The sequence below is a fragment of the Streptomyces sp. NPDC046881 genome (genome assembly GCF_040645015.1).
Lineage (GTDB): Bacteria > Actinomycetota > Actinomycetes > Streptomycetales > Streptomycetaceae > Streptomyces.
Window position 1 is genome coordinate 1 of record NZ_JBEYXJ010000136.1, and the last position, 18,559, is coordinate 18,559.

The 18,559-nt window shown below is 71.9% G+C and carries 17 protein-coding genes; 7 read left to right on the plus strand and 10 right to left on the minus strand.

The genetic code is table 11. The features are described 5' to 3' along the window. Positions 1-119: 119 nt before the first annotated feature. The gene (gene dusB / locus ABZ923_RS36980; RefSeq protein ID WP_361481297.1) at positions 120-1,253 is read right to left on the minus strand and encodes a tRNA dihydrouridine synthase DusB; all 1,134 of its coding nucleotides are present in this window, start codon (positions 1,251-1,253) and stop codon (positions 120-122) included. A 141-nt stretch (positions 1,254-1,394) separates the two neighbouring features. On the opposite strand from dusB, the gene ABZ923_RS36985 reads away from it, so the two are divergent. Beyond that, on the plus strand, positions 1,395-2,846 hold the full coding sequence (locus ABZ923_RS36985) for an MFS transporter (protein ID WP_361481300.1): 1,452 nt from the start codon (positions 1,395-1,397) through the stop codon (positions 2,844-2,846). A 28-nt stretch (positions 2,847-2,874) separates the two neighbouring features. Here ABZ923_RS36985 and ABZ923_RS36990 read toward each other — a convergent pair whose 3' ends face one another. Beyond that, positions 2,875-3,759 (minus strand): helix-turn-helix transcriptional regulator, encoded by an 885-nt coding sequence (locus ABZ923_RS36990; RefSeq protein WP_361481303.1) that lies wholly within the window; start codon positions 3,757-3,759, stop codon positions 2,875-2,877. 101 nt (positions 3,760-3,860) lie between these two features. Here ABZ923_RS36990 and ABZ923_RS36995 point away from each other — a divergent pair, with 101 nt between their 5' ends. Beyond that, complete coding sequence (locus tag ABZ923_RS36995; RefSeq protein WP_361481306.1) at positions 3,861-5,291, plus strand: MFS transporter; 1,431 nt, start codon at positions 3,861-3,863, stop codon at positions 5,289-5,291. A gap of 543 nt (positions 5,292-5,834) precedes the next feature. Here the strand turns inward: ABZ923_RS36995 and ABZ923_RS37000 are convergent. Next, entirely contained in the window at positions 5,835-6,434 is a 600-nt protein-coding gene (locus ABZ923_RS37000) for a TetR family transcriptional regulator (RefSeq protein ID WP_361481308.1), read from the minus strand. A gap of 25 nt (positions 6,435-6,459) precedes the next feature. Beyond that, positions 6,460-7,470 carry an aldo/keto reductase gene (locus ABZ923_RS37005; RefSeq protein WP_361481311.1) on the minus strand — a complete coding sequence of 337 codons (1,011 nt, stop codon included), beginning with the start codon at positions 7,468-7,470 and terminating at the stop codon, positions 6,460-6,462. Positions 7,471-7,627: 157 nt separating this feature from the next. Between ABZ923_RS37005 and ABZ923_RS37010 the strand changes: the two genes are divergently transcribed. Next, positions 7,628-8,671: a chitinase gene (locus ABZ923_RS37010; RefSeq protein ID WP_361481314.1), complete on the plus strand. Its 1,044-nt coding sequence runs from the start codon at positions 7,628-7,630 to the stop codon at positions 8,669-8,671. A gap of 67 nt (positions 8,672-8,738) precedes the next feature. Here the strand turns inward: ABZ923_RS37010 and ABZ923_RS37015 are convergent, their stop codons facing one another. Next, the gene (locus tag ABZ923_RS37015) at positions 8,739-10,121 is read right to left on the minus strand and encodes a glycine--tRNA ligase (protein ID WP_361481317.1); all 1,383 of its coding nucleotides are present in this window, start codon (positions 10,119-10,121) and stop codon (positions 8,739-8,741) included. A 160-nt stretch (positions 10,122-10,281) separates the two neighbouring features. Between ABZ923_RS37015 and ABZ923_RS37020 the strand changes: the two genes are divergently transcribed. From ABZ923_RS37020 to ABZ923_RS37035, 4 genes are all read left to right on the plus strand, one after another. After that, the gene (locus ABZ923_RS37020) at positions 10,282-11,259 is read left to right on the plus strand and encodes a metal ABC transporter substrate-binding protein (protein WP_361481319.1); all 978 of its coding nucleotides are present in this window, start codon (positions 10,282-10,284) and stop codon (positions 11,257-11,259) included. Between the two features lie 11 nt (positions 11,260-11,270). Then, positions 11,271-12,041, plus strand: a complete 771-nt coding sequence (locus tag ABZ923_RS37025) for a metal ABC transporter ATP-binding protein (RefSeq protein WP_361481322.1) — start codon at positions 11,271-11,273, stop codon at positions 12,039-12,041. Next, the gene (locus tag ABZ923_RS37030; protein WP_361481325.1) at positions 12,041-12,943 is read left to right on the plus strand and encodes a metal ABC transporter permease; all 903 of its coding nucleotides are present in this window, start codon (positions 12,041-12,043) and stop codon (positions 12,941-12,943) included. The genes ABZ923_RS37025 and ABZ923_RS37030 overlap by 1 nt, the downstream gene beginning before the upstream one ends. 62 nt (positions 12,944-13,005) lie before the next feature. Next, a complete protein-coding gene (locus ABZ923_RS37035) occupies positions 13,006-13,416 on the plus strand; it encodes a transcriptional repressor (RefSeq protein WP_189984287.1) in 411 nt (136 codons plus the stop codon). Between the two features lie 54 nt (positions 13,417-13,470). Here ABZ923_RS37035 and ABZ923_RS37040 read toward each other — a convergent pair whose 3' ends face one another. The 5 genes from ABZ923_RS37040 to ABZ923_RS37060 are packed head-to-tail and all read right to left on the minus strand — an operon-like array spanning position 13,471 to position 18,435. Next, complete coding sequence (locus tag ABZ923_RS37040) at positions 13,471-14,796, minus strand: histidine-type phosphatase (RefSeq protein WP_361481329.1); 1,326 nt, start codon at positions 14,794-14,796, stop codon at positions 13,471-13,473. Positions 14,797-14,834: 38 nt separating this feature from the next. Beyond that, a complete protein-coding gene (locus tag ABZ923_RS37045; protein WP_361481332.1) occupies positions 14,835-15,683 on the minus strand; it encodes an isoprenyl transferase in 849 nt (282 codons plus the stop codon). Between the two features lie 18 nt (positions 15,684-15,701). Beyond that, a complete protein-coding gene (gene recO / locus ABZ923_RS37050; RefSeq protein WP_189984284.1) occupies positions 15,702-16,448 on the minus strand; it encodes a DNA repair protein RecO in 747 nt (248 codons plus the stop codon). Positions 16,449-16,487: 39 nt separating this feature from the next. After that, a complete protein-coding gene (locus tag ABZ923_RS37055) occupies positions 16,488-18,017 on the minus strand; it encodes a caspase family protein (RefSeq protein WP_361481335.1) in 1,530 nt (509 codons plus the stop codon). Further along, positions 18,004-18,435 carry a hypothetical protein gene (locus ABZ923_RS37060; RefSeq protein ID WP_361481338.1) on the minus strand — a complete coding sequence of 144 codons (432 nt, stop codon included), beginning with the start codon at positions 18,433-18,435 and terminating at the stop codon, positions 18,004-18,006. Before ABZ923_RS37060 ends, ABZ923_RS37055 begins: the two co-directional genes overlap by 14 nt. Between the last annotated feature and the right edge of the window lie 124 nt (positions 18,436-18,559).

Sequence of the window (18,559 nt, forward strand, 5' to 3'; positions counted from 1 at the left end):
GAGTCGGGTGGTGGGTGGGCGAGGCCGGGGTCCAGGGGTGGAGCCCCTGGCGGGGTCTGGGGCGGAGCCCCAGGCAGGCCTGAACACCAGGCGGGGCCAACCCCGAGCCCCGGGGACGCTCAACCGCCGGAGGTGTCCAGCTCCGCGTCCTCACTCACGCCCGCACAGTCGTACGGATCCTTCAGCCACCCGTCCGGCAGCACCACCCGGTTGTTGCCGGACGTACGCCCCCTCGGCCCCTCCGCCCCCACGGGCCACGACTGCTCCAGATCCAGCTCGTCCAGCCCGGCCCGCAGTTCCTCCAGGGACGACGTGATCGCAAGCCGCTTGCGCATCTCGGAACCGACCGCGAAGCCCTTCAGATACCAGGCGACGTGCTTGCGGAAGTCGACCACGCCCTTGGACTCGTCGCCGATCCACTCCCCCAGCAGCGTGGCGTGCCGCACCATCACGTCGGCGACCTCCCGCAGGGAAGGCCGTACGACATCCGCCGGCCGCCCCTCGAACGCCGCCACCAGGTCCGCGAACAGCCACGGCCGCCCCAGACAGCCACGCCCCACCACGACCCCGTCGCAGCCGGTCTCCCGCACCATCCGCAGCGCGTCCTCGGCCGACCAGATGTCGCCGTTGCCGAGCACGGGGATCTCCGGCACGTGCTCCTTCAGCCGGGCGATGGCGTCCCAGTCGGCGGTGCCGCCGTAGTGCTGGGCGGCCGTACGGCCGTGCAGGGCGATGGCCGTCACCCCCTCCTCGACGGCGATGCGGCCGGCGTCGAGATAGGTGATGTGGTCGTCGTCGATGCCCTTGCGCATCTTCATGGTCACCGGCAGGTCACCGGCCCCGGACACCGCCTCGCGCAGGATCGCCCGCAGCAGGTTCCGCTTGTACGGCAGCGCGGACCCGCCGCCCTTGCGCGTCACCTTCGGCACCGGGCAGCCGAAGTTCAGGTCGATGTGGTCGGCCAGGCCCTCCTCCGCGATCATGCGGACGGCCTTGCCGACGGTCGCGGGGTCGACGCCGTACAGCTGGATCGAGCGCGGCTGCTCGCTCGCGTCGAACTTGATCAGCTGCATGGTCTTCTCGTTGCGTTCGACCAGCGCCCGGGTGGTGATCATCTCGCTGACGAACAGCCCCTTGCCGCCGCTGAACTCCCGGCACAGCGTGCGGAAGGGCGCATTGGTGATACCCGCCATGGGTGCGAGCACGACGGGCGGCGTCACGGCGTGCGGGCCGATGGAGAGCGGGTGGGTCATCGTCAGGGCTCCGGAACGGATGGACGGCACAGGGACACGGAACAAGGTCCCATTGTCCCTCACCCGGCCGGCCGCCCGTCCGGAGATCATGTATGACTCATTAGTTAGACGCACTATTGATTCGCGCGTACGATGGGACGCATGCCAGAGCTGAGCCCTCGCCGACGCCTGCTCGTGCTCGCGATCTGCTGCATGAGCCTGCTGATCGTGAGCCTCGACAACACCGTACTGAACGTGGCTCTGCCCTCGATGCAGCGCGACCTGCACGCCGGCACGTCCGGACTCCAGTGGACGATCGACGCCTACACGCTCGTACTGGCCTCGCTGCTGATGCTCGCGGGCTCCACGGCCGACCGGATCGGACGCAAGCGCGTCTTCATGGCGGGGCTGGTGGTGTTCACCGTCGGCTCCGTGCTCTGCTCCCTCGCCCCGAACCTGGAACTGCTGATCGTGTTCCGCATGGTCCAGGCGGTGGGCGGCTCGATGCTCAACCCGGTCGCCATGTCGATCATCACCAACACCTTCACCGACCCCCGGGAACGCGCCCGCGCGATCGGTGTGTGGGGCGCGGTGGTCGGCATCTCCATGGCGGCGGGCCCGCTGGTCGGCGGCCTGCTGGTGCAGTCGGTGAGCTGGCGCTCGATCTTCTGGATCAACCTGCCGGTCGGCCTGGCGGCCCTCCTCCTCACCCTCCGCTTCGTCCCCGAGTCCCGCGCGCCCCGGGCCCGGCGTCCCGACCCGGTCGGGCAGCTGCTGGTGATCGCCCTGTTCGGCGCGCTGACGTACGCGATCATCGAGGCGCCGGCATCGGGCGCCGGCCCGGTCGCGCCGTTCGCCGCGCTCGCCGTGGCCGCCCTGCTGGCCCTGCTCTGGTACGAGCCCCGGCGCGAGGAACCCCTCATCGACCTGCGGTTCTTCCGCTCGGCCCCGTTCAGCGGCGCCACGGTGATCGCGATCAGCGCGTTCGCGGCGCTGGGCGGCTTCCTGTTCCTGTCCACCCTGTACCTGCAGAACGTGCGCGGCCTCGACGCCCTGCACGCGGGCCTGTGGATGCTGCCGATGGCCGCCCCGACGTTCCTGTGCGCCCCGCTCTCCGGCCGCCTGGTCGGCAGCCGTGGCCCCCGTCTGCCGCTCCTGGTCGCGGGTACGGCGATGACGGCGAGCGGCGTCCTGTTCGCCGCGTTCGAAGCGGAGACGGCGAACGCCACGCTCCTCCTCGGCTACGTCCTCTTCGGCATCGGCTTCGGCTTCGTGAACGCGCCGATCACCAACACCGCGGTCTCGGGCATGCCCCGCGCACAGGCCGGCGTCGCCGCCGCCGTCGCCTCCACCAGCCGCCAGCTGGGCCAGACGCTCGGCGTCGCGGTGGTCGGCGCGGTCCTGGCCTCCCGCATCGGCTCCTCCCCCTACCGCCAGACGTTCGTCACGGCCGCCCGCCCCGGCTGGTGGATCCTGACCGCCTGCGGCCTCGCCGTCCTCCTCCTCGGCCTCCTCACCAGCGGCCACTGGGCCCACCGCACCGCCGAACGCACCGCCGCGGACCTGGAACCAACAGAACCCCGCCGACCGGTGGGAACCGCGGAACGGGCATAGCGCCGACACAGGTCTCTGCGGTCCGGCGTCAGGACGGCGTCGCCCCGCAGGCCAGCTCGTGCAAGCGGTTCAGGCGTTCGCGGGTTTCCGGGTTCTTCGGGGTGTAGGTCACCATCCGGGCGCCCGCCTCGGGGACCAGCCACAGGTCCGTGTGTTCCAGGGTCAGCAGGCCGACGTGGGGGTTGAGGAACTCCTTGGTCTTGGAGCGGGCGGCGACCACCTCGTAGCGCTGCCAGTTCTCGCGGAACGCCGGGGACTCCTCCAGCCGCTTCAGGAGCATCTTCCAGGCGGGCTCGCCGAGGTGGCCGGCCAGGGAGGCGCGCAGCCGGGCGGCCATCAGGCGCTGGGTCTCCTCCAGGTGGACGACGGCCGCCTGCCACTCCTTGCTGGTGTGGACGAGGAGCATGCAGTTGCGGTCCTCGGCCGGGACCGCGTCCAGGTCGCCGAGGAGGCGGCCGTAGGTGCGGTTGTAGGCGAGGATGTCGTACCGGCTGTTCTGGATGCAGGCCGGGATCGGCTCCAGCCGGGTCAGCATCTCGCGCAGGGCGGGTGTGATGCCCGGGCAGTTCGCGGCCGGGGTCGGGTCGGTCGCGCCGGCCAGCTGGAAGAGGTGGGCGCGTTCGCTGGCGTCGAGGCGCAGGGCGCGCGCGAGGGCGTCCAGGACCTGCACGGAGACCTGGATGTCGCGGGCCTGTTCGAGCCAGGTGTACCAGGTGACGCCGACCGCGGAGAGCTGGGCGACCTCCTCGCGGCGCAGCCCTGGGGTGCGGCGGCGGGCGCCGCGCGGCAGGCCCACCTGCTCCGGCGTGATGCGCTCCCGTCTGCTGCGCAGGAACGCGGCCAGCTCGTGCCGGCGGATCTCCGCTCCCCGGGCCGGCTGCGGCAGGGTGGTTTCCTGGGCCGTGGTCGTCATGGGCCCAGGGTGCCGCGTCCGTCAGCGTGTTTCCAGGTACTCCCGCTACCAGGATGAGAAGACTCTGGTACCCGTCTGAGCGGTCCCGCAGGCTCGGGGGCATGAGGGAAACCATCACCGCCCCCGCCGTCCGGCCGACGGCCGCGCCGCCGCCCGCGCTCGGCGGCCCCGGGCTGTTCACCGTCCTGGTCGCCGCCGCGCTGCCGCTGGTCGACTTCTTCATCGTCAACGTGGCCCTGCCGGCCATCGGCGCCGATCTCGCCGCGGGCGAGGCCGTGCTGGAACTGGTCGTCGCCGGGTACGGGGTCGCGTACGCCGTGCTGCTCGTGCTCGGCGGGCGGCTCGGGGACCTGTTCGGGCGGCGGCGGCTGTTCCTCGGCGGCATGGCTGCGTTCGGGCTCACCTCGCTGGCCTGCGGCCTCGCGCCCGGTGCCTGGAGCCTGGTGGCGGCCCGGGTCGCGCAGGGCGCCTCGGCCGCCGCGATGCTGCCGCAGGTGCTCGCCACCATCCAGGCCGCCACGAGCGGCGCGCGCCGCGCGAAGGCCATGAGCCTGTACGGCGCCACGGCCGGCCTGTCCATGGTGGCCGGGCAGATCCTCGGCGGGGTGCTGGTCGCCGCCGATGTCGCCGGGACCGGATGGCGGGCGATCTTCCTCGTCAACGTCCCGGTGGTCGTGCTGGGGCTCGTGCTCGCCGCCCGGTACGTGCCGGAGACCCGGTCGCGGCAGCCGGAGCCGGTGGACGGCCCCGGCACCGTACTGCTCGCGGTGTCCCTGCTGACGCTGCTCGCGCCGCTCACCGAGGGCAGGGCCGCCGGCTGGCCGCTGTGGACCTGGCTGTCGCTGGCCGCGTTCCCGTTCGCGGCGGGCGCGTTCTGGGTGGTGGAGCGGCGGGCGGACCGGTCGGGGCGGACGCCGCTGGTGCCGCCGAGCCTGTTCCGGGTGCCGTCCATGCGGCACGGTCTGGAGCTGCTGCTGCCGTTCTCCATCGGCTTCAGCGGGTTCATGTTCGTGATCGCGCTGGCGTTGCAGCAGGGCGCCGGGCTCGGTCCGGTGCAGGCCGGGCTCGCGCTCGCGCCGATGGCCGTGGCGTACCTGCTCGTCTCCCTCGCCGGTCCCCGGCTGATCGCCCGCTACGGCACCCGGGTGGTCACCGCCGGGGCCGCGGTCCAGGGCGCGGGCCTGCTGCTGATCCTGCTGGCCGCGTGGCGGGACTGGCCGCACCTGGGCATCGCCTCCCTGTTGCCGGGCGCGGCGGTGGCCGGTGCCGGTCAGGCGCTCCAGCTGCCCAACGTGATGCGGATCGTGATGTCCGAGGTGCCGTCCGCCCGGGCGGGTGTCGGCAGCGGTGTGATGGTCACCACCCAGCAGTCGGCGCTGGCCCTGGGCGTGGCCACGCTGGGCACCCTGTTCCTGACCCTCGTGCCGCACCTCGGCATGCGGGACGCGCTGATCGGCACGCTGCTGGTGCAGCTGGCCGGTCCGGTGCTGACCGGCCTGCTGAGCCTGCGGCTGCCCCGGACGGTCGGCTGAGCCCGCGGCACGACTCGACCGGTGCGCCGCGCAGACCTCCCCGTCGCCGCCGGTTGTGCCGCACGCTCCTGTGCGGCCGGGCGGTCCGGCCCGGGGCGGGAGGGCGGGATGTCCGGGGACGGTAGGAGGAGGAGCAAGCCGGCCGCGGGGACAGCACGGCCGGGGGCTCGTGGTCCGGGCGGGCAGCCGGCGCGCGGTCCGGTGCGGCACCGGCGGCCTGCGGCAGGGCGGCCGGCCAGCGCACGGTCCGGTGCGCACCTGCGGCCGACGGCAGGGCGCCCCGCCTAGTCCCGCCAACCGCCAACCGCCAGGATCGCGATCCTGCTCACCCGGGTCGCCATGGCCCGACCCGGCACCGACCCCGCTGGTACGGGACCTCAGGCGGGCCCCGGCCTGAGGGCGGCCCCGGTCACCGGGCGGGTGCGGTGGCTCACCCGGGTCGCCATGTGCCGACCCGGCACCGACCCCGCAGGTACGGCACCTCAGGCGGGCCCCGGCCTGAGGGCGGCCCCGGTCACCGGGCGGGTGCGGTGGCTGCTGTCCTCACCCGGCGGATGCGCCGAGGCCCCGTACCAGCAGGTCCACCACCGCGGTGAACTCCTCCTGGATGCCGGGGCTTTCCCAGTCCCGGGCGTAGCAGGGGTCGTGGAAGCGGCCGGTGGCCTGGAACACGGCCCGGGCGGCGGTGGCCGGGTCGGTCACCCGGAAGGCGCCCGTCTCCGTGCCGGCGGCGATGATCCGGGTCAGCTGGCCGGTGAGGTCGGCTATGTGCTCGCGGACCACGCCGCCGAGTTCCCCGGCCAGCACGGTGTAGGTGGCGAACAGCTCGGGATCGTCGCCCGCCTTGTGCCGCTTGGCGGTGAACAGGGCGGCGAGCCAGTCCCGCAGCCGCTGCTCCGGTGACCGGTCCGCGGCGCCGGCGATCCCGGCGAGTTGCTGCGAGGTCCGGTCCAGCCAGCGCTTGGTGACCGCCTCGCGCAGCGCCGCCTTGGTACGGAAGTGCCGGTAGACACTGCCGTGGCTGACGCCGAGCGCGCGGGCCACGTCGACCACGGTGGCCTTGGCCGGCCCGTGGCGGCGCAGCACCTCCTCGGTGGCTTTGAGGATGCGCTCGGCGGTCAGGATCTCGCTGGTCGGTGGCATGCCTAGACGGTACCCGGCGTGCCGGTCACCGTTCGCTGTCGAGCATGGCCATCTGTTCCGAGGCGTACCGCTCGCCGGCCGCAGCGTCCGCCGGTACGGCGCTCTCGATGGCGGCGAGGTCGTCCGCGTCCAGCGTCACGTCCAGGGCGCCGAGTGCCTCGCCGAGCCGCTCGCGGGTGCGGGCGCCGACCAGCGGCACGATGTCCTCGCCCCGGGAGAGCACCCAGGCGATGGCGATCTGCGCGACCGGGACGCCCTTCTGCTCGGCGATCTTGCGCAGGGAATCGACCAGCGTGAGGTTGTGCTGGAGGTTCTCGCCCTGGAAGCGGGGCGAGTGCGCGCGGAAGTCGTTCGCGGCGAACTGCCGGCCGGCCCTGACGTGGCCGGAGAGCAGCCCGCGCGAGAGCACGCCGTACGCGGTGACGGCGATGCCCAGCTCCCGCAGGGTGGGCAGGATCTCCCGCTCGGGGCCGCGGGAGATGAGCGCGTACTCGATCTGGAGGTCGGCGATCGGGGCGGTGGCGGCGGCCCGGCGGATGGTGGCGGCGCCGACCTCGCTGAGCCCGATGTGCCGGACCCAGCCCTTCTCGACCAGCTCGGCGATCGCGCCGACGGTCTCCTCGATCGGCACGTCCGGGTCGAGCCGGGCCGGGCGGTAGACGTCGATGTGGTCGACGCCGAGGCGCTGCAGGGAGTAGGCGGCGAAGTTCTTCACGGCCGCGGGGCGCCCGTCGAAGCCGGACCAGCCGCCGTCCGGGTCGCGCAGGGCGCCGAACTTCACGCTCAGCAGCGCGTTCTCGCGCAGGCCGGCCGGGGCGGTGCGCAGCGCCTCGGCGATCAGCAGTTCGTTGTGGCCCATGCCGTAGAAGTCGCCGGTGTCCAGCAGGGTGACGCCGGCCTCCAGGGCGGCGTGCAGGGTGGCGATCGACTCGGCGCGGTCCGCCTCGCCGTACATGCCGGACATGCCCATGCAGCCGAGGCCGAGGGCGGAGACCTGGGGGCCGGTGGTACCGAGGGTTCGGGTTCGCATCGTCATGGCTCCACCCTCGCATGACAGCTGACAGATTTCAATATCTGTCACTCCAACTTTGTTACTCCCATCCACGATTGGTCCAGACCTATTGACGAGAGGTCTGGACCAGCGCACTGTCATGGCTACGACACCTCACCGCACCCCCACCGGGAGGCCTCGCATGATCAGACGTCTGCTCGCCGCCGCGCTCACCGCGGCGTTCCTCGTCCCCCTGGGCATCGCCACCGCACCCGCCGCCTCCGCCGCCGACACCTGCGCGGTGAAGCCGAGACCGGCCGGCAAGGTGCTCCAGGGCTACTGGGAGAACTGGGACGGCTCCGCCAACGGCGTCCACCCGCCGTTCGGCTGGACCCCGATCACCGACTCCCGCATCCCCGCCCACGGCTACAACGTGATCAACGCGGCCTTCCCGGTGATCCGCTCCGACGGCACGGCGCTGTGGGAGGACGGCATGGACGCCGGCGTGAAGGTGGCCACGCCCGCCGAGATGTGCGCGGCCAAGGCGTCCGGCCAGACGATCCTGCTCTCCATCGGCGGCGCGGCGGCCGGCATCGACCTGTCGTCCTCCGCCGTGGCCGACCGGTTCGTGGCGACGATCGTCCCGATCCTGAAGAAGTACAACTTCGACGGCATCGACATCGACATCGAGACGGGCCTGGTCGGCAGCGGCAGCATCGGCCAACTCTCCACGTCCCAGGCGAACCTGATCCGCATCATCGACGGGATCCTGGCGCGGATGCCGGCGGGCTTCGGCCTGACGATGGCCCCGGAGACGGCGTACGTCACCGGCGGCAGCGTCACCTACGGCTCGATCTGGGGCGCGTACCTGCCGATCGTCAAGAAGTACGCGGACAACGGCCGCCTGTGGTGGCTGAACATGCAGTACTACAACGGCAGCATGTACGGCTGCTCCGGCGACTCCTACGCGGCCGGCACCGTGCAGGGCTTCACCGCCCAGACCGACTGCCTCGACAAGGGCCTGGTGGTCCAGGGCACGACGATCAGGGTGCCGTACGACAAGCAGGTCCCGGGGCTGCCCGCACAGCCCGGCGCGGGCGGCGGCTACATGGCGCCGTCGCAGGTCTCGCAGGCCTGGCGGCACTACGGCACGTCGCTCAAGGGCCTGATGACGTGGTCGGTCAACTGGGACGGCGCGAAGAACTGGACCTTCGGCGACAACGTCAGGGCGCTCCAGGGGCGCTGACCGGCCCCGGACACGCGTATGCCGGACGGGCCCGCCTGCTCGGCCCGTCCGGCATACGAGGGTGTGACTAGGCGCCGATCAGACGGCTGGCCAGGTAGCCCTCGATCTGGTCCAGCGACACGCGCTCCTGCTTCATGGAGTCACGCTCGCGCACGGTGACGGCGTTGTCCTCGAGGGTGTCGAAGTCGACGGTCACGCAGAACGGCGTACCGATCTCGTCCTGGCGGCGGTAGCGGCGGCCGATGGCGCCGGCGTCGTCGAACTCGATGTTCCAGTGCTGGCGCAGCGCCTGGGCGAGACCCTTGGCCTTCGGGGACAGCTCCGGGTTGCGGGAGAGCGGGAGCACGGCGACCTTCACCGGGGCGAGGCGGTGGTCGAGGCGCAGCACGGTCCGCTTCTCCATCTTGCCCTTGGCGTTGGGCGCCTCGTCCTCGACGTAGGCGTCCAGCAGGAAGGCCAGCATGGTGCGTCCGACACCGGCCGCGGGCTCGATGACGTACGGCGTCCAGCGCTCGCCGGCGTCCTGGTCGTAGTAGGAGAGGTCCTGGCCGGAGGCCTTGGAGTGCGCGGAGAGGTCGTAGTCGGTGCGGTTGGCGACGCCCTCCAGCTCGCCCCACTCCGAGCCGCCGAACCGGAAGCGGTACTCGATGTCGGCGGTGCGCTTGGAGTAGTGGGAGAGCTTCTCCTTCGGGTGCTCGTACCAGCGCATGTTCTCCTCACGGAGACCCAGGCCGGTGTACCAGTTCCAGCGCTGCTCCATCCAGTATTCCTGCCACTGCTCGTCCTCGCCGGGCTTGACGAAGAACTCCATCTCCATCTGCTCGAACTCGCGGGTGCGGAAGATGAAGTTGCCCGGCGTGATCTCGTTGCGGAACGACTTGCCCATCTGGGCGATGCCGAACGGCGGCTTGCGGCGCGAGGTGGTCTGCACCTGGGCGAAGTTGGTGAAGATGCCCTGGGCGGTCTCGGGGCGCAGGTAGGCGACGGAGCCGGAGTCCTGGGTGGGGCCGAGGTGGGTGGAGAGCAGACCGGAGAACTGCTTGGGCTCGGTGAACTGGCCCTTGTTGCCGCAGTTCGGGCAGTTGACGTCCGCCAGGCCGTTCGCCGGGGCGTGGCCCTTCTTCTCCTCGTACGCCTCTTCCAGGTGGTCGGCGCGGAACCGCTTGTGACACGAGGTGCACTCGGTCAGCGGGTCCGTGAAGGTGGCGACGTGGCCGGAGGCGACCCAGACCTCGGAAGCCAGGATCACGGACGAGTCGATACCGACGACGTCCTCGCGCGACGTCACCATGTAGCGCCACCACTGGCGCTTGATGTTCTCCTTGAGCTCGACACCCAGCGGTCCGTAGTCCCAGGCGGCACGCTGTCCGCCGTAGATCTCACTGCAGGGGAAAACGAAGCCACGGCGCTTGCTCAGGCTGACGATGGTGTCGATCTTGTCGGCGGCCACGGTGCTCTCTTCATTACGACGACGGGCGTTGAAGCGAGATGCTTCCAGCGAATGATTCAGGTTACCGGCGCAGGCTCCCCCACGACCAAATCGGCCCCTGCCAAGACCACCTGATGAGCGTTGTTGACAACGGTTTCCATGTTTGTTGAAAATGACTGTCATGAACGTACGACGACGCACCCGCGCCGGCGCGCGGCGCCTCATACCCGCCGCCGCGCTCGCCGCGGTCACCGCCCTCGGCGCCGGCACCCTCACCGGCTGCTCCGACAGCGCCGCGGCGGTGAACACCTCCAAGTTCGACGTCGTCGCGTCGTTCTACCCGATGCAGTTCCTCGCCGAGCAGATCGGCGGCAGGCACGTCCACGTCACCACTCTCACCTCCCCCGGCCAGGAACCGCACGACCTGGAGATCAGCCCGCAGCAGATCGCCGCGCTGGAGGAGTCCGACGCGGTGCTGTACCTGAAGAACCTCCAGCCGTCCGTCGACGACGCGGTGGCCCAGTCCCCGGTGAAGACCAAGATCGAGGCGGGCTCCTTCACGACGCTGGAGGACCACGGCAACGAGGTCGGCGGCCACGCGGCCGAGCACGACACCCACCAGGGCGAGGAGCCCGCCGGCAAGGACCCGCACATCTGGCTCGACCCGGTGCGCTACGCCCAGGTCGCCGAGGGCGTCTCCAAGGCCTTCGAGAAGGCCGACCCCGAGCACGCGGCCGACTACCGGGAGAACACCGCGAAGCTGGTCGGGAAGCTGAGCGCGCTGGACTTCGCGTTCCGGCAGAGCCTCGCCCACACCCGCAGCAAGGTCGTCCTCACCACGCACGCCGCCTTCGGTTACCTCGCCGAGCGCTACGGCCTCACCGAGGAGGCCGTCAACGGCCTCGACCCGGAGTCGGAGCCGAGCGCCGCCCGGGTCCGGGACCTGGAGCGGATGGCCGAGGCGGACGGCGTCTCCACCGTGTTCTACGAGACGCTCGTCAGCGACAAGACCGCCAGGACCATCGCGCACGACACGGGCCTGAGGACCGACGTCCTCGACCCGATCGAGGGCATCACCGACAGGTCCCGCGGCCGGGACTACTTCGCGGTCCAGCAGGCCAACCTCAAGGCCCTCCAGAAGGCGCTGGGTGCCAAGTGACGGGAGAAGAGATGACCAGCCGGCCTGTCATATCCCTGCGGGGGGTGACCGCCGAACTCGGCGCGCGCCCCGTCCTGCGCGGCATCGACCTCACCGTCGGCCGCGGCGAGGTCGTCGCGCTGCTCGGCGCGAACGGCTCCGGCAAGTCCACGGCGATCCGCACGATCATCGGCCAGGTACCGGTCAGCGGCGGCACGATCGAGCTGTTCGGCACCCCGCGCCGGTCCTTCCGGGACTGGGCGCGCGTGGGCTACGCACCGCAGCGCACGACGGCCGCGGGCGGGGTCCCGGCGACGGTCACCGAGATCGTCTCCGCGGGCCGGCTGTCCCGCACCCGCTTCGGCGTCTTCCGCAGGAGCGACCGCGAGGCCGTGCGCCGGGCCCTGGAACTGGTCGGCATGGCGGACCGCGCCAAGGACCCGGTCGACGCCCTCTCCGGCGGCCAGCACCAGCGGGTGCTGATCGCCCGCGCGCTCGTCGCCGAACCCGAGCTGCTGATCATGGACGAGCCGATGGCCGGGGTCGACCTGGCCAGCCAGGAGGTCCTGGCACGGACGCTGGAGCAGCAGGTCGAGGCCGGGGTGACGGTCCTGCTCGTCCTGCACGAACTGGGCCCGCTGGAGCCCCTGATCGACCGGGCGGTCGTCCTGCGCGACGGCTGCGTGCTGCACGACGGGCCGCCGCCGCGCGCGGTCGGCCAGCACGCGCTGCCCGGCCACGACCACGTACACCCGCACGCACCGGCGGGCGCCGAACCGATCCGCACGGGACTGCTGAGCTGATGACCTTCCTGAACTACGCCTTCATGCAGCGGGCGCTGCTGGCCGCCGTGCTGGTCGGCATCACCGCGCCCGCGATCGGCATCTACCTGGTCCAGCGCCGCCAGGCCCTGATGGGCGACGGCATCGGACACGTGGCCATGACCGGCGTCGGCCTCGGCTTCCTGCTGTCCACCTCCCCCGTGTGGATGGCGACGGCCGTCTCCGTCCTCGGCGCGGTCCTGATGGAACTGATCCGCTGGTACGGCAGGACCCGCGGCGACATCGCCCTGGCCATGCTGTTCTACGGCGGTATGGCCGGCGGTGTGATGCTGATCAACCTCGCGCCGGGCGGCTCCAACGCCAACCTGGTGTCGTACCTGTTCGGCTCCCTGTCGACGGTGTCCGAGTCCGACGTGACCGCGATCTGCGTGCTCGCCGCGTTCGTCCTGCTGGTCGCCCTGGGCCTGCGCCGCCAGCTGTTCGCGGTCAGCCAGGACGAGGAGTTCGCGCGGGTCACGGGCCTGCCGGTGCGCGCCCTGAACCTGCTGACGGCGGTCACCGCGGCCGTCACCGTCACGGTCGCCATGCGGGTCGTCGGCCTGCTGCTGGTGTCCGCGCTGATGGTCGTCCCGGTGGCGGCGGCGCAGCAGCTCAGCCGCAGCTTCGCCGTCACCTTCGCGATCGCGGTGGCGATCGGCGTGGCCGTGACCGTCAGCGGCACGATCACGTCGTACTACCAGGACGTCCCGCCCGGCGCCACGATCGTCCTGCTGACCATCGCCGCGTTCCTCGCGCTGACCACGCTGGCCACCCCGCTGGCCCGGCGACGCGCCCGCGCGGCCGCCGCGGCCCAGCCCGCCGGCGACCCGGCGGAGTGCTCGATCCCGGCCGCGCGCGGCGCCGGCGAGGAGATCGGCGTCTGACCGCCGACAGCCCGGGCTGGCACAATGGCCCGGGCAGACGCCAGACGTGGAGGAGGCAACCGGTGACGACCGCTGGACCGCCCGTGAAGGGCCGTGCGACCCGCCAGCGGGCAGCCGTGGCGGCGGCCCTGGACGAGGTCGACGAGTTCCGCAGCGCGCAGGAACTGCACGACATGCTCAAGCACAAGGGCGATTCGGTCGGGCTCACCACGGTCTACCGCACGCTGCAGTCCCTCGCCGAGGCCGGCGAGGTCGACGTCCTGCGCACCTCCGACGGCGAGTCCGTCTACCGGCGCTGCTCCAGCGGCGAACACCACCACCACCTGGTCTGCCGCGCTTGCGGCAAGGCGGTGGAGGTGGAGGGCCCGGCCGTCGAGAAGTGGGCGGAGGCCATCGCGGCGGAGCACGGCTACGTCAACGTGGCGCACACCGTGGAGATCTTCGGCACCTGCGCCGACTGCGCGGCGGGCTGACCGGTCGTCCGGCCGCGCGGTGCCCCGCGCCCCCCGGGGCGCGGGAAGCCCGGCTCAGCTCCGCCCGAAGCAGCGCTCCAGCTCGTCGAGGTCGTAGAAGACGCTGCCCTCGGCCACCGGACGGCACCCCGCCTTGAAGGCCGTCTCCTTCTCGTTGTAGAGCATCCGGACCAGGTACCGGTCGCCCTTGGCGAAGACGTCCCACTGGATGTTGGCCCCCAGCGGGGACACGTCCGCCCCTCGCCAGGGATTGTTCGCGTACGTGTACGCCTCGCCCGGCTCCGCCGCCCGCGTGCTCCCCGGCAGCCTCATCAGCGCGGCCAGCGGAATGATCTCTTCGGCATGGCTGAACCGCAGTTCGGCCCCGAGGTCGCCGGTGCCGGCCCGCTTGGCCTCGGCCTGCCGGAAGAAGTCGTCCAGCAGGACGTCCGCCATCCTGTAGGTGATGTCGCTGCCGGCGAAGCCGGGCCCCTTCTCGTAGAAGTCCTCGGCGTCGGAGAGATAGCCGAACCAGGCCGCGTCCGACCGGGAGACGAAGCGCTCCATGCCCCAGCCCCTGCCGTCCGGGCTCTCCTCGCTCATCGCGGGCGCGATGGCGTACAGGTCGTAGACGGCCTGGGCGGCGCCCACCGGGTCGCCGATCCGCGCGACGAAGGGCTCCTCGAACACCTTCCGCAGGACGCTGTGCGCGGCCTTGCGGGTCCTCGGCTGGTCGGTGACGCCGTGCAGGGTGTTCTTCAGGCGCTGGTCGTTCTCGACGTAGTCGCGGTAGGCGGCACCGCCCGCCGCCTTGTGGAAGTACAGCAGGTCCTTGTCGGTGCGCACCGGCCCGATCAGCGGCCGGAGCGCGGGCTCGGCGGCGGCGAGGGCGTCGGTGAACGCGGTGCCGCTGTCCACGGCCCGCGCCTGCCCGGAGCTGACGACGTCGATCTTCTCGCCGTCGTCGGCGATCTTCCGGAACAGGGACGGCAGCCGTCGCTGGAGCCGGACGGCCGTGTCCGCCATCTCCTGCCGGCCGCGCCCGCTGAGGTTGCCGTAGCCGGTCTTCGCCATCGCGGCCTGGAGGGCGCGGACGACGGGCCCGAACTCCCGCCCTCGGTCGGTGAGTTGTCCCTCCGCCTCGGCCTGCTCCCACAGCGCGAGGACCAGGTCGCCGTCCTCGCTGTCGCTCGCGGCCCGGGACCCGTGCCGGGAGACGTTCTCGGTGAAGACGGGTACGAAACCGGCCGGGGGGCGCTGGTAGGTGTGCGGGCCCTGCCCCGGGGAGTAGGGCGCCTTCGTGCCGTAGCTCTCGCGGTGCGCGGGGCCGTCGGCCGCGTGTGCGGGCAGGGCGGTGAGCAGCAGGGCGCCGAGGGCGAGGACAGAGGTGAGACGTCTCATGATCCGCATCCTCGGCGGCCCGGCTGAACGACCGGTGGCTAGGAGGTGGCATCGCCCTTCATGGCGGCTTCCATGGCGAGCAGTTCCTCGTTCGGCACGGCCCCGCCGAAGCGGCGGTCGCGGGAGGCGAACTCCATGCACGCCCGCCACAGGTCACGGCGGTCGAAGTCGGGCCACAGGACGTCCTGGAAGACCATCTCGGCGTACGCGCTCTGCCAGAGCAGGTAGTTGGAGGTGCGCTGCTCGCCGCTGGGGCGCAGGAACAGGTCGACGTCCGGCATGTCCGGGTAGTACAGGTACTTCTGGATGGTCTTCTCGTTGACCTTCGACGGGTCGAGCCGGCCCGCCCTCACGTCCTCGGCGAGGGCCTGCGCGGCGTCGGCGATCTCGGCACGGCCGCCGTAGTTCATGCAGAAGTACAGGGTGAGCAGGTCGTTGCCCTTCGTCTGCTCCTGGGCTACCTGCAACTCCTTGGCGACGGACTTCCACAGTTTCGGCATCCGGCCCACCCAGCGCACCCGGATGCCGAGTTCGTCGAGCTGGTCACGGGTCCTGCGGATGAAGTCGCGGTTGAAGTTCATCAGGAAGCGGACCTCGTCGGGCGAGCGCTTCCAGTTCTCGGTGGAGAAGGCGTACAGGGAGATGTTGCGCACGCCGATCTCGATGGAGCCCTGGAGCACGTCCAGCACCCGCTCGGCGCCGACCTTGTGCCCCTCGGTGCGCGGCAGCCCCCGCTCCTTGGCCCACCGCCCGTTGCCGTCCATGACGATCGCGACGTGGTTCGGGACCAGCTCACCGGGGAGCTTGGGCGCGCGGGCACCGGACGGGTGCGGCTCCGGCGCCTTGTACTCGCGCCGCTGGCGCCCCAGGATCCCGCGAACGACCATGTGCTTCTCGTCTCCCTCTTACTTCTCGACGTACCTGAGCGAACGCAGCCCGCGCTCCAGATGCCAGTGCAGGTAGGCGGACACCAGCCCGCTGCCCTCGCGGACGTACCGCGCCTCGCACGCGTCCGCCGTCTCCCAGTCTCCCGTAAGCAGCGCCCCGAGCAGTACCAGGGTCTGCGGGGACGGTACGACGCTGCCGGGCACCCGGCAGTCGACGCAGACGGAGCCGCCGGAGGCCACGGAGAAGAACCGGTTCGGGCCGGGCATCCCGCACTTCGCGCAGGCGTCGAAGCTGGGCGCGTACCCGTTCACGGCGAGGGAGCGCAGCAGGAAGGCGTCGAGGACCAGGTGCGGCGCGTGCTCGCCCCGGGCGAGCGTCCGCAGCGCCCCGACGAGCAGCAGGTACTGCTGCACGGCCGGCTCGCCCTCGTGGTCGGTGAACCGCTCGGCGGTCTCCAGCATGGCGGTCCCGGCGGTGTACCGGGCGTAGTCCGTGACGATCCCGCCGCCGTACGGAGCGATCGTCTCGCTCTGCGTGCACAGCGGCAGGCCGCGCCCGACCAGCTCGCTCCCGCGGGCGAAGAACTGCACGTCGACGTGGGAGAACGGCTCCAGCCGGGCCCCGAACTTCGACTTGGTGCGCCGCACCCCGCGCGCCACGGCCCGCACCCGCCCGTGACCGCGGGTGAGCAGCGTGATGATCCGGTCCGCCTCACCCAGCTTCTGGGTGCGCAGCACGATGCCGTCGTCGCGGAACAGACTCATGGCACCATTCTCGCCCATGCCGAAGGGGCGCCCGGCCGCCTAGCGGAACCACTCCGGGTGGCGTCTGCGGAGATCGGCGACCGCGGGCCGGAAGACGCACAGCACCTGCTGCACCGGCTCCGGGCGCCCTCCCGCGAACCTCAGGGTGCGGTGCCCGAAGGTGACCTGGGTGACGCCGATCCAGGTCTTGTCCAGGATCACGGTCTGATCATTGACGACACCGGTGTCAACCTCCTTGTATGACGTGTCCACGACCATGCCGTCCAGCGCGGAGTAGGGGATCCGCAGCAGGCCGGAGGAGGAGTACAGGCACAGGTGGCTGTCCGTGAAGGCTATCGTCCCCGACTTGTCGAAGCGGGACGGGTGATGCCCGATCAGCCGCTCCGTGCCGGGGACACCGCATTTCTCCCTCACCCGGCTGCTGCCCTCGGCGCCGGGTACGACGCTGACGCCCTGACGCGCCAGCAGCAGGCGAAGGGCGTCGGCCGGCTCCGTGGGCTCTGCGCGCTGCCGCTCGATGTGGGCGTCGACCTGCCGCATGTCGTACCCCCAGAACCACCTGCCGGACACGGTGCGGAAATGGGGTGCCTGGGCCTGCCATCCGCGGCGGGGGTCCCTCACCTTCGCGAGGACGTCGTCCAGCTGCTCCTTGACCGCCCTGATCCGGTATCCGCCGCCCTGGACGGTGTCGAACGGGAAGCCCGCGGCGGGGGCGGCCGCAGGGGGCATCGGGGCCGCTTCGGCGCGGACGATGCGCCGCGGCGGCACGGCGTCCCGCCCGGCGTCGTGGGCGCGGTTGCGGACCCAGGGCTCCTCCTCCGCGATGTTGAGCCCGTTCAGCTGGGGCGTGGCTCTGGCTCGCTGCTCCCGGACGCGCCGCCAGACGCGGGGGACGCTCAGCGTCGGGCCCGCCCCGGCGATGCCCTTGTCCAGGACCTCGATCAGCGCGCCGGTGAACTCCGGGTAGCCGCCGGGCAGGGTGAACGAGCGCTGGGTGCCCGACGCCGAGGTCAGCACATAGCCGCCGAAGTCCTCGTCGCCGCCACCCGGGCCGGTTGCGTTCCGCTCCTTGGACTCGACCAGCAGCCGGACCTGGTCCGGGCGTTCCAGGACGGTCGCGGAGCCGCCCATGGGGATGGCCAGGCCGCTGTAGCAGGAGTCGATCAGTGTGATGTGACGGCGTGCGTACCGTCCCTCCCGTCTGACCATGCGGCGCAGTTCGCGTTCCGGCAGCGCCCCGATCGTCACGTCGTACCGGTCGGCGTCGGCCAGCGCCAGGTACAGCTGCTCGCTTCTGGGTTCCCGCTGCCCGTGCCCCGCGAAGTAGACGAGGAGCGTGTCGGTCGCCGCCCGTCCGGCGCCGCGCACCGCCCTGAGGACGTCGTCGGCGGAGGCGTCACCGGGGAGAACGGTGACGTTGCCCCGGGGCAGCCCCCAGACCGTCGGGTCGCGCAGCAGCTCGGCCAGTCTGGCGACGCCGGCCGCCACACCGGGCAGAGCAGCGAGGTGACGGTAGTCGTGCACGCCGATGAGGACGGCGTGGCTTCGTGACGGGTCAGGAAGCGGCACGGCCGGGCGCCTCCCCGTCGTCCTCCGGCAGCAGGCCCAGTGCGCGTGCCGCGCGGGCGGCATCCTCCGCCGTCTCGCCGTACACGGTGACGCGCGTGTCCCCGCATTCCACCTCCAGTCGCGCGGACTGCTGTTCCCGGCGGGGCAGCGAGGCACGGAAGTCACCGAACAGGCCGATCAGGTCGGTGAGCAGCGAGGCGGAGGCGACGGCGAGGCTGATCCACTCCACCGGGTCCGGTGACATCCCGCCGTCGCCGGGCGGCACGCGCCCCTCCCGCTCGCGTACGGACCGGCTCAGCCTCCGGTCCTCTGTCATCCACTCGGCGAACGCCTCCGTCCACCCCCCGGTGTGGAACCGTTCGTCGGCCGAACCGTCACCCGACGGCCGGATCCGCACAACCCTGACTCGTAACTCCATGTGATGCCCCCCTCTTGTGGGGGGCGGGCGCGGCCGGCCCCGGCGGGGGGGCCCCCCCCGCCCCCCGGCGCCCAAAACCCAACAAAAAACAACGAGCCGGCCCGAAGGGGCGGGGCGCCACGCC

Excerpts from the sequence above, each read along its gene's own strand:
- dusB (WP_361481297.1), bottom strand. The coding sequence starts at position 1,253 with ATGACCCACCCGCTCTCCATCGGCCCGCACGCCGTGACGCCGCCCGTC.
- ABZ923_RS36985 (WP_361481300.1), top strand. The coding sequence starts at position 1,395 with ATGCCAGAGCTGAGCCCTCGCCGACGCCTGCTCGTGCTCGCGATCTGC.
- ABZ923_RS36990 (WP_361481303.1), bottom strand. The coding sequence starts at position 3,759 with ATGACGACCACGGCCCAGGAAACCACCCTGCCGCAGCCGGCCCGGGGA.
- ABZ923_RS36995 (WP_361481306.1), top strand. The coding sequence starts at position 3,861 with ATGAGGGAAACCATCACCGCCCCCGCCGTCCGGCCGACGGCCGCGCCG.
- ABZ923_RS37000 (WP_361481308.1), bottom strand. The coding sequence starts at position 6,434 with ATGCCACCGACCAGCGAGATCCTGACCGCCGAGCGCATCCTCAAAGCC.
- ABZ923_RS37005 (WP_361481311.1), bottom strand. The coding sequence starts at position 7,470 with ATGACGATGCGAACCCGAACCCTCGGTACCACCGGCCCCCAGGTCTCC.
- ABZ923_RS37010 (WP_361481314.1), top strand. The coding sequence starts at position 7,628 with ATGATCAGACGTCTGCTCGCCGCCGCGCTCACCGCGGCGTTCCTCGTC.
- ABZ923_RS37020 (WP_361481319.1), top strand. The coding sequence starts at position 10,282 with ATGAACGTACGACGACGCACCCGCGCCGGCGCGCGGCGCCTCATACCC.
- ABZ923_RS37025 (WP_361481322.1), top strand. The coding sequence starts at position 11,271 with ATGACCAGCCGGCCTGTCATATCCCTGCGGGGGGTGACCGCCGAACTC.
- ABZ923_RS37030 (WP_361481325.1), top strand. The coding sequence starts at position 12,041 with ATGACCTTCCTGAACTACGCCTTCATGCAGCGGGCGCTGCTGGCCGCC.
- ABZ923_RS37040 (WP_361481329.1), bottom strand. The coding sequence starts at position 14,796 with ATGAGACGTCTCACCTCTGTCCTCGCCCTCGGCGCCCTGCTGCTCACC.
- ABZ923_RS37045 (WP_361481332.1), bottom strand. The coding sequence starts at position 15,683 with ATGGTCGTTCGCGGGATCCTGGGGCGCCAGCGGCGCGAGTACAAGGCG.
- recO (WP_189984284.1), bottom strand. The coding sequence starts at position 16,448 with ATGAGTCTGTTCCGCGACGACGGCATCGTGCTGCGCACCCAGAAGCTG.
- ABZ923_RS37060 (WP_361481338.1), bottom strand. The coding sequence starts at position 18,435 with ATGGAGTTACGAGTCAGGGTTGTGCGGATCCGGCCGTCGGGTGACGGT.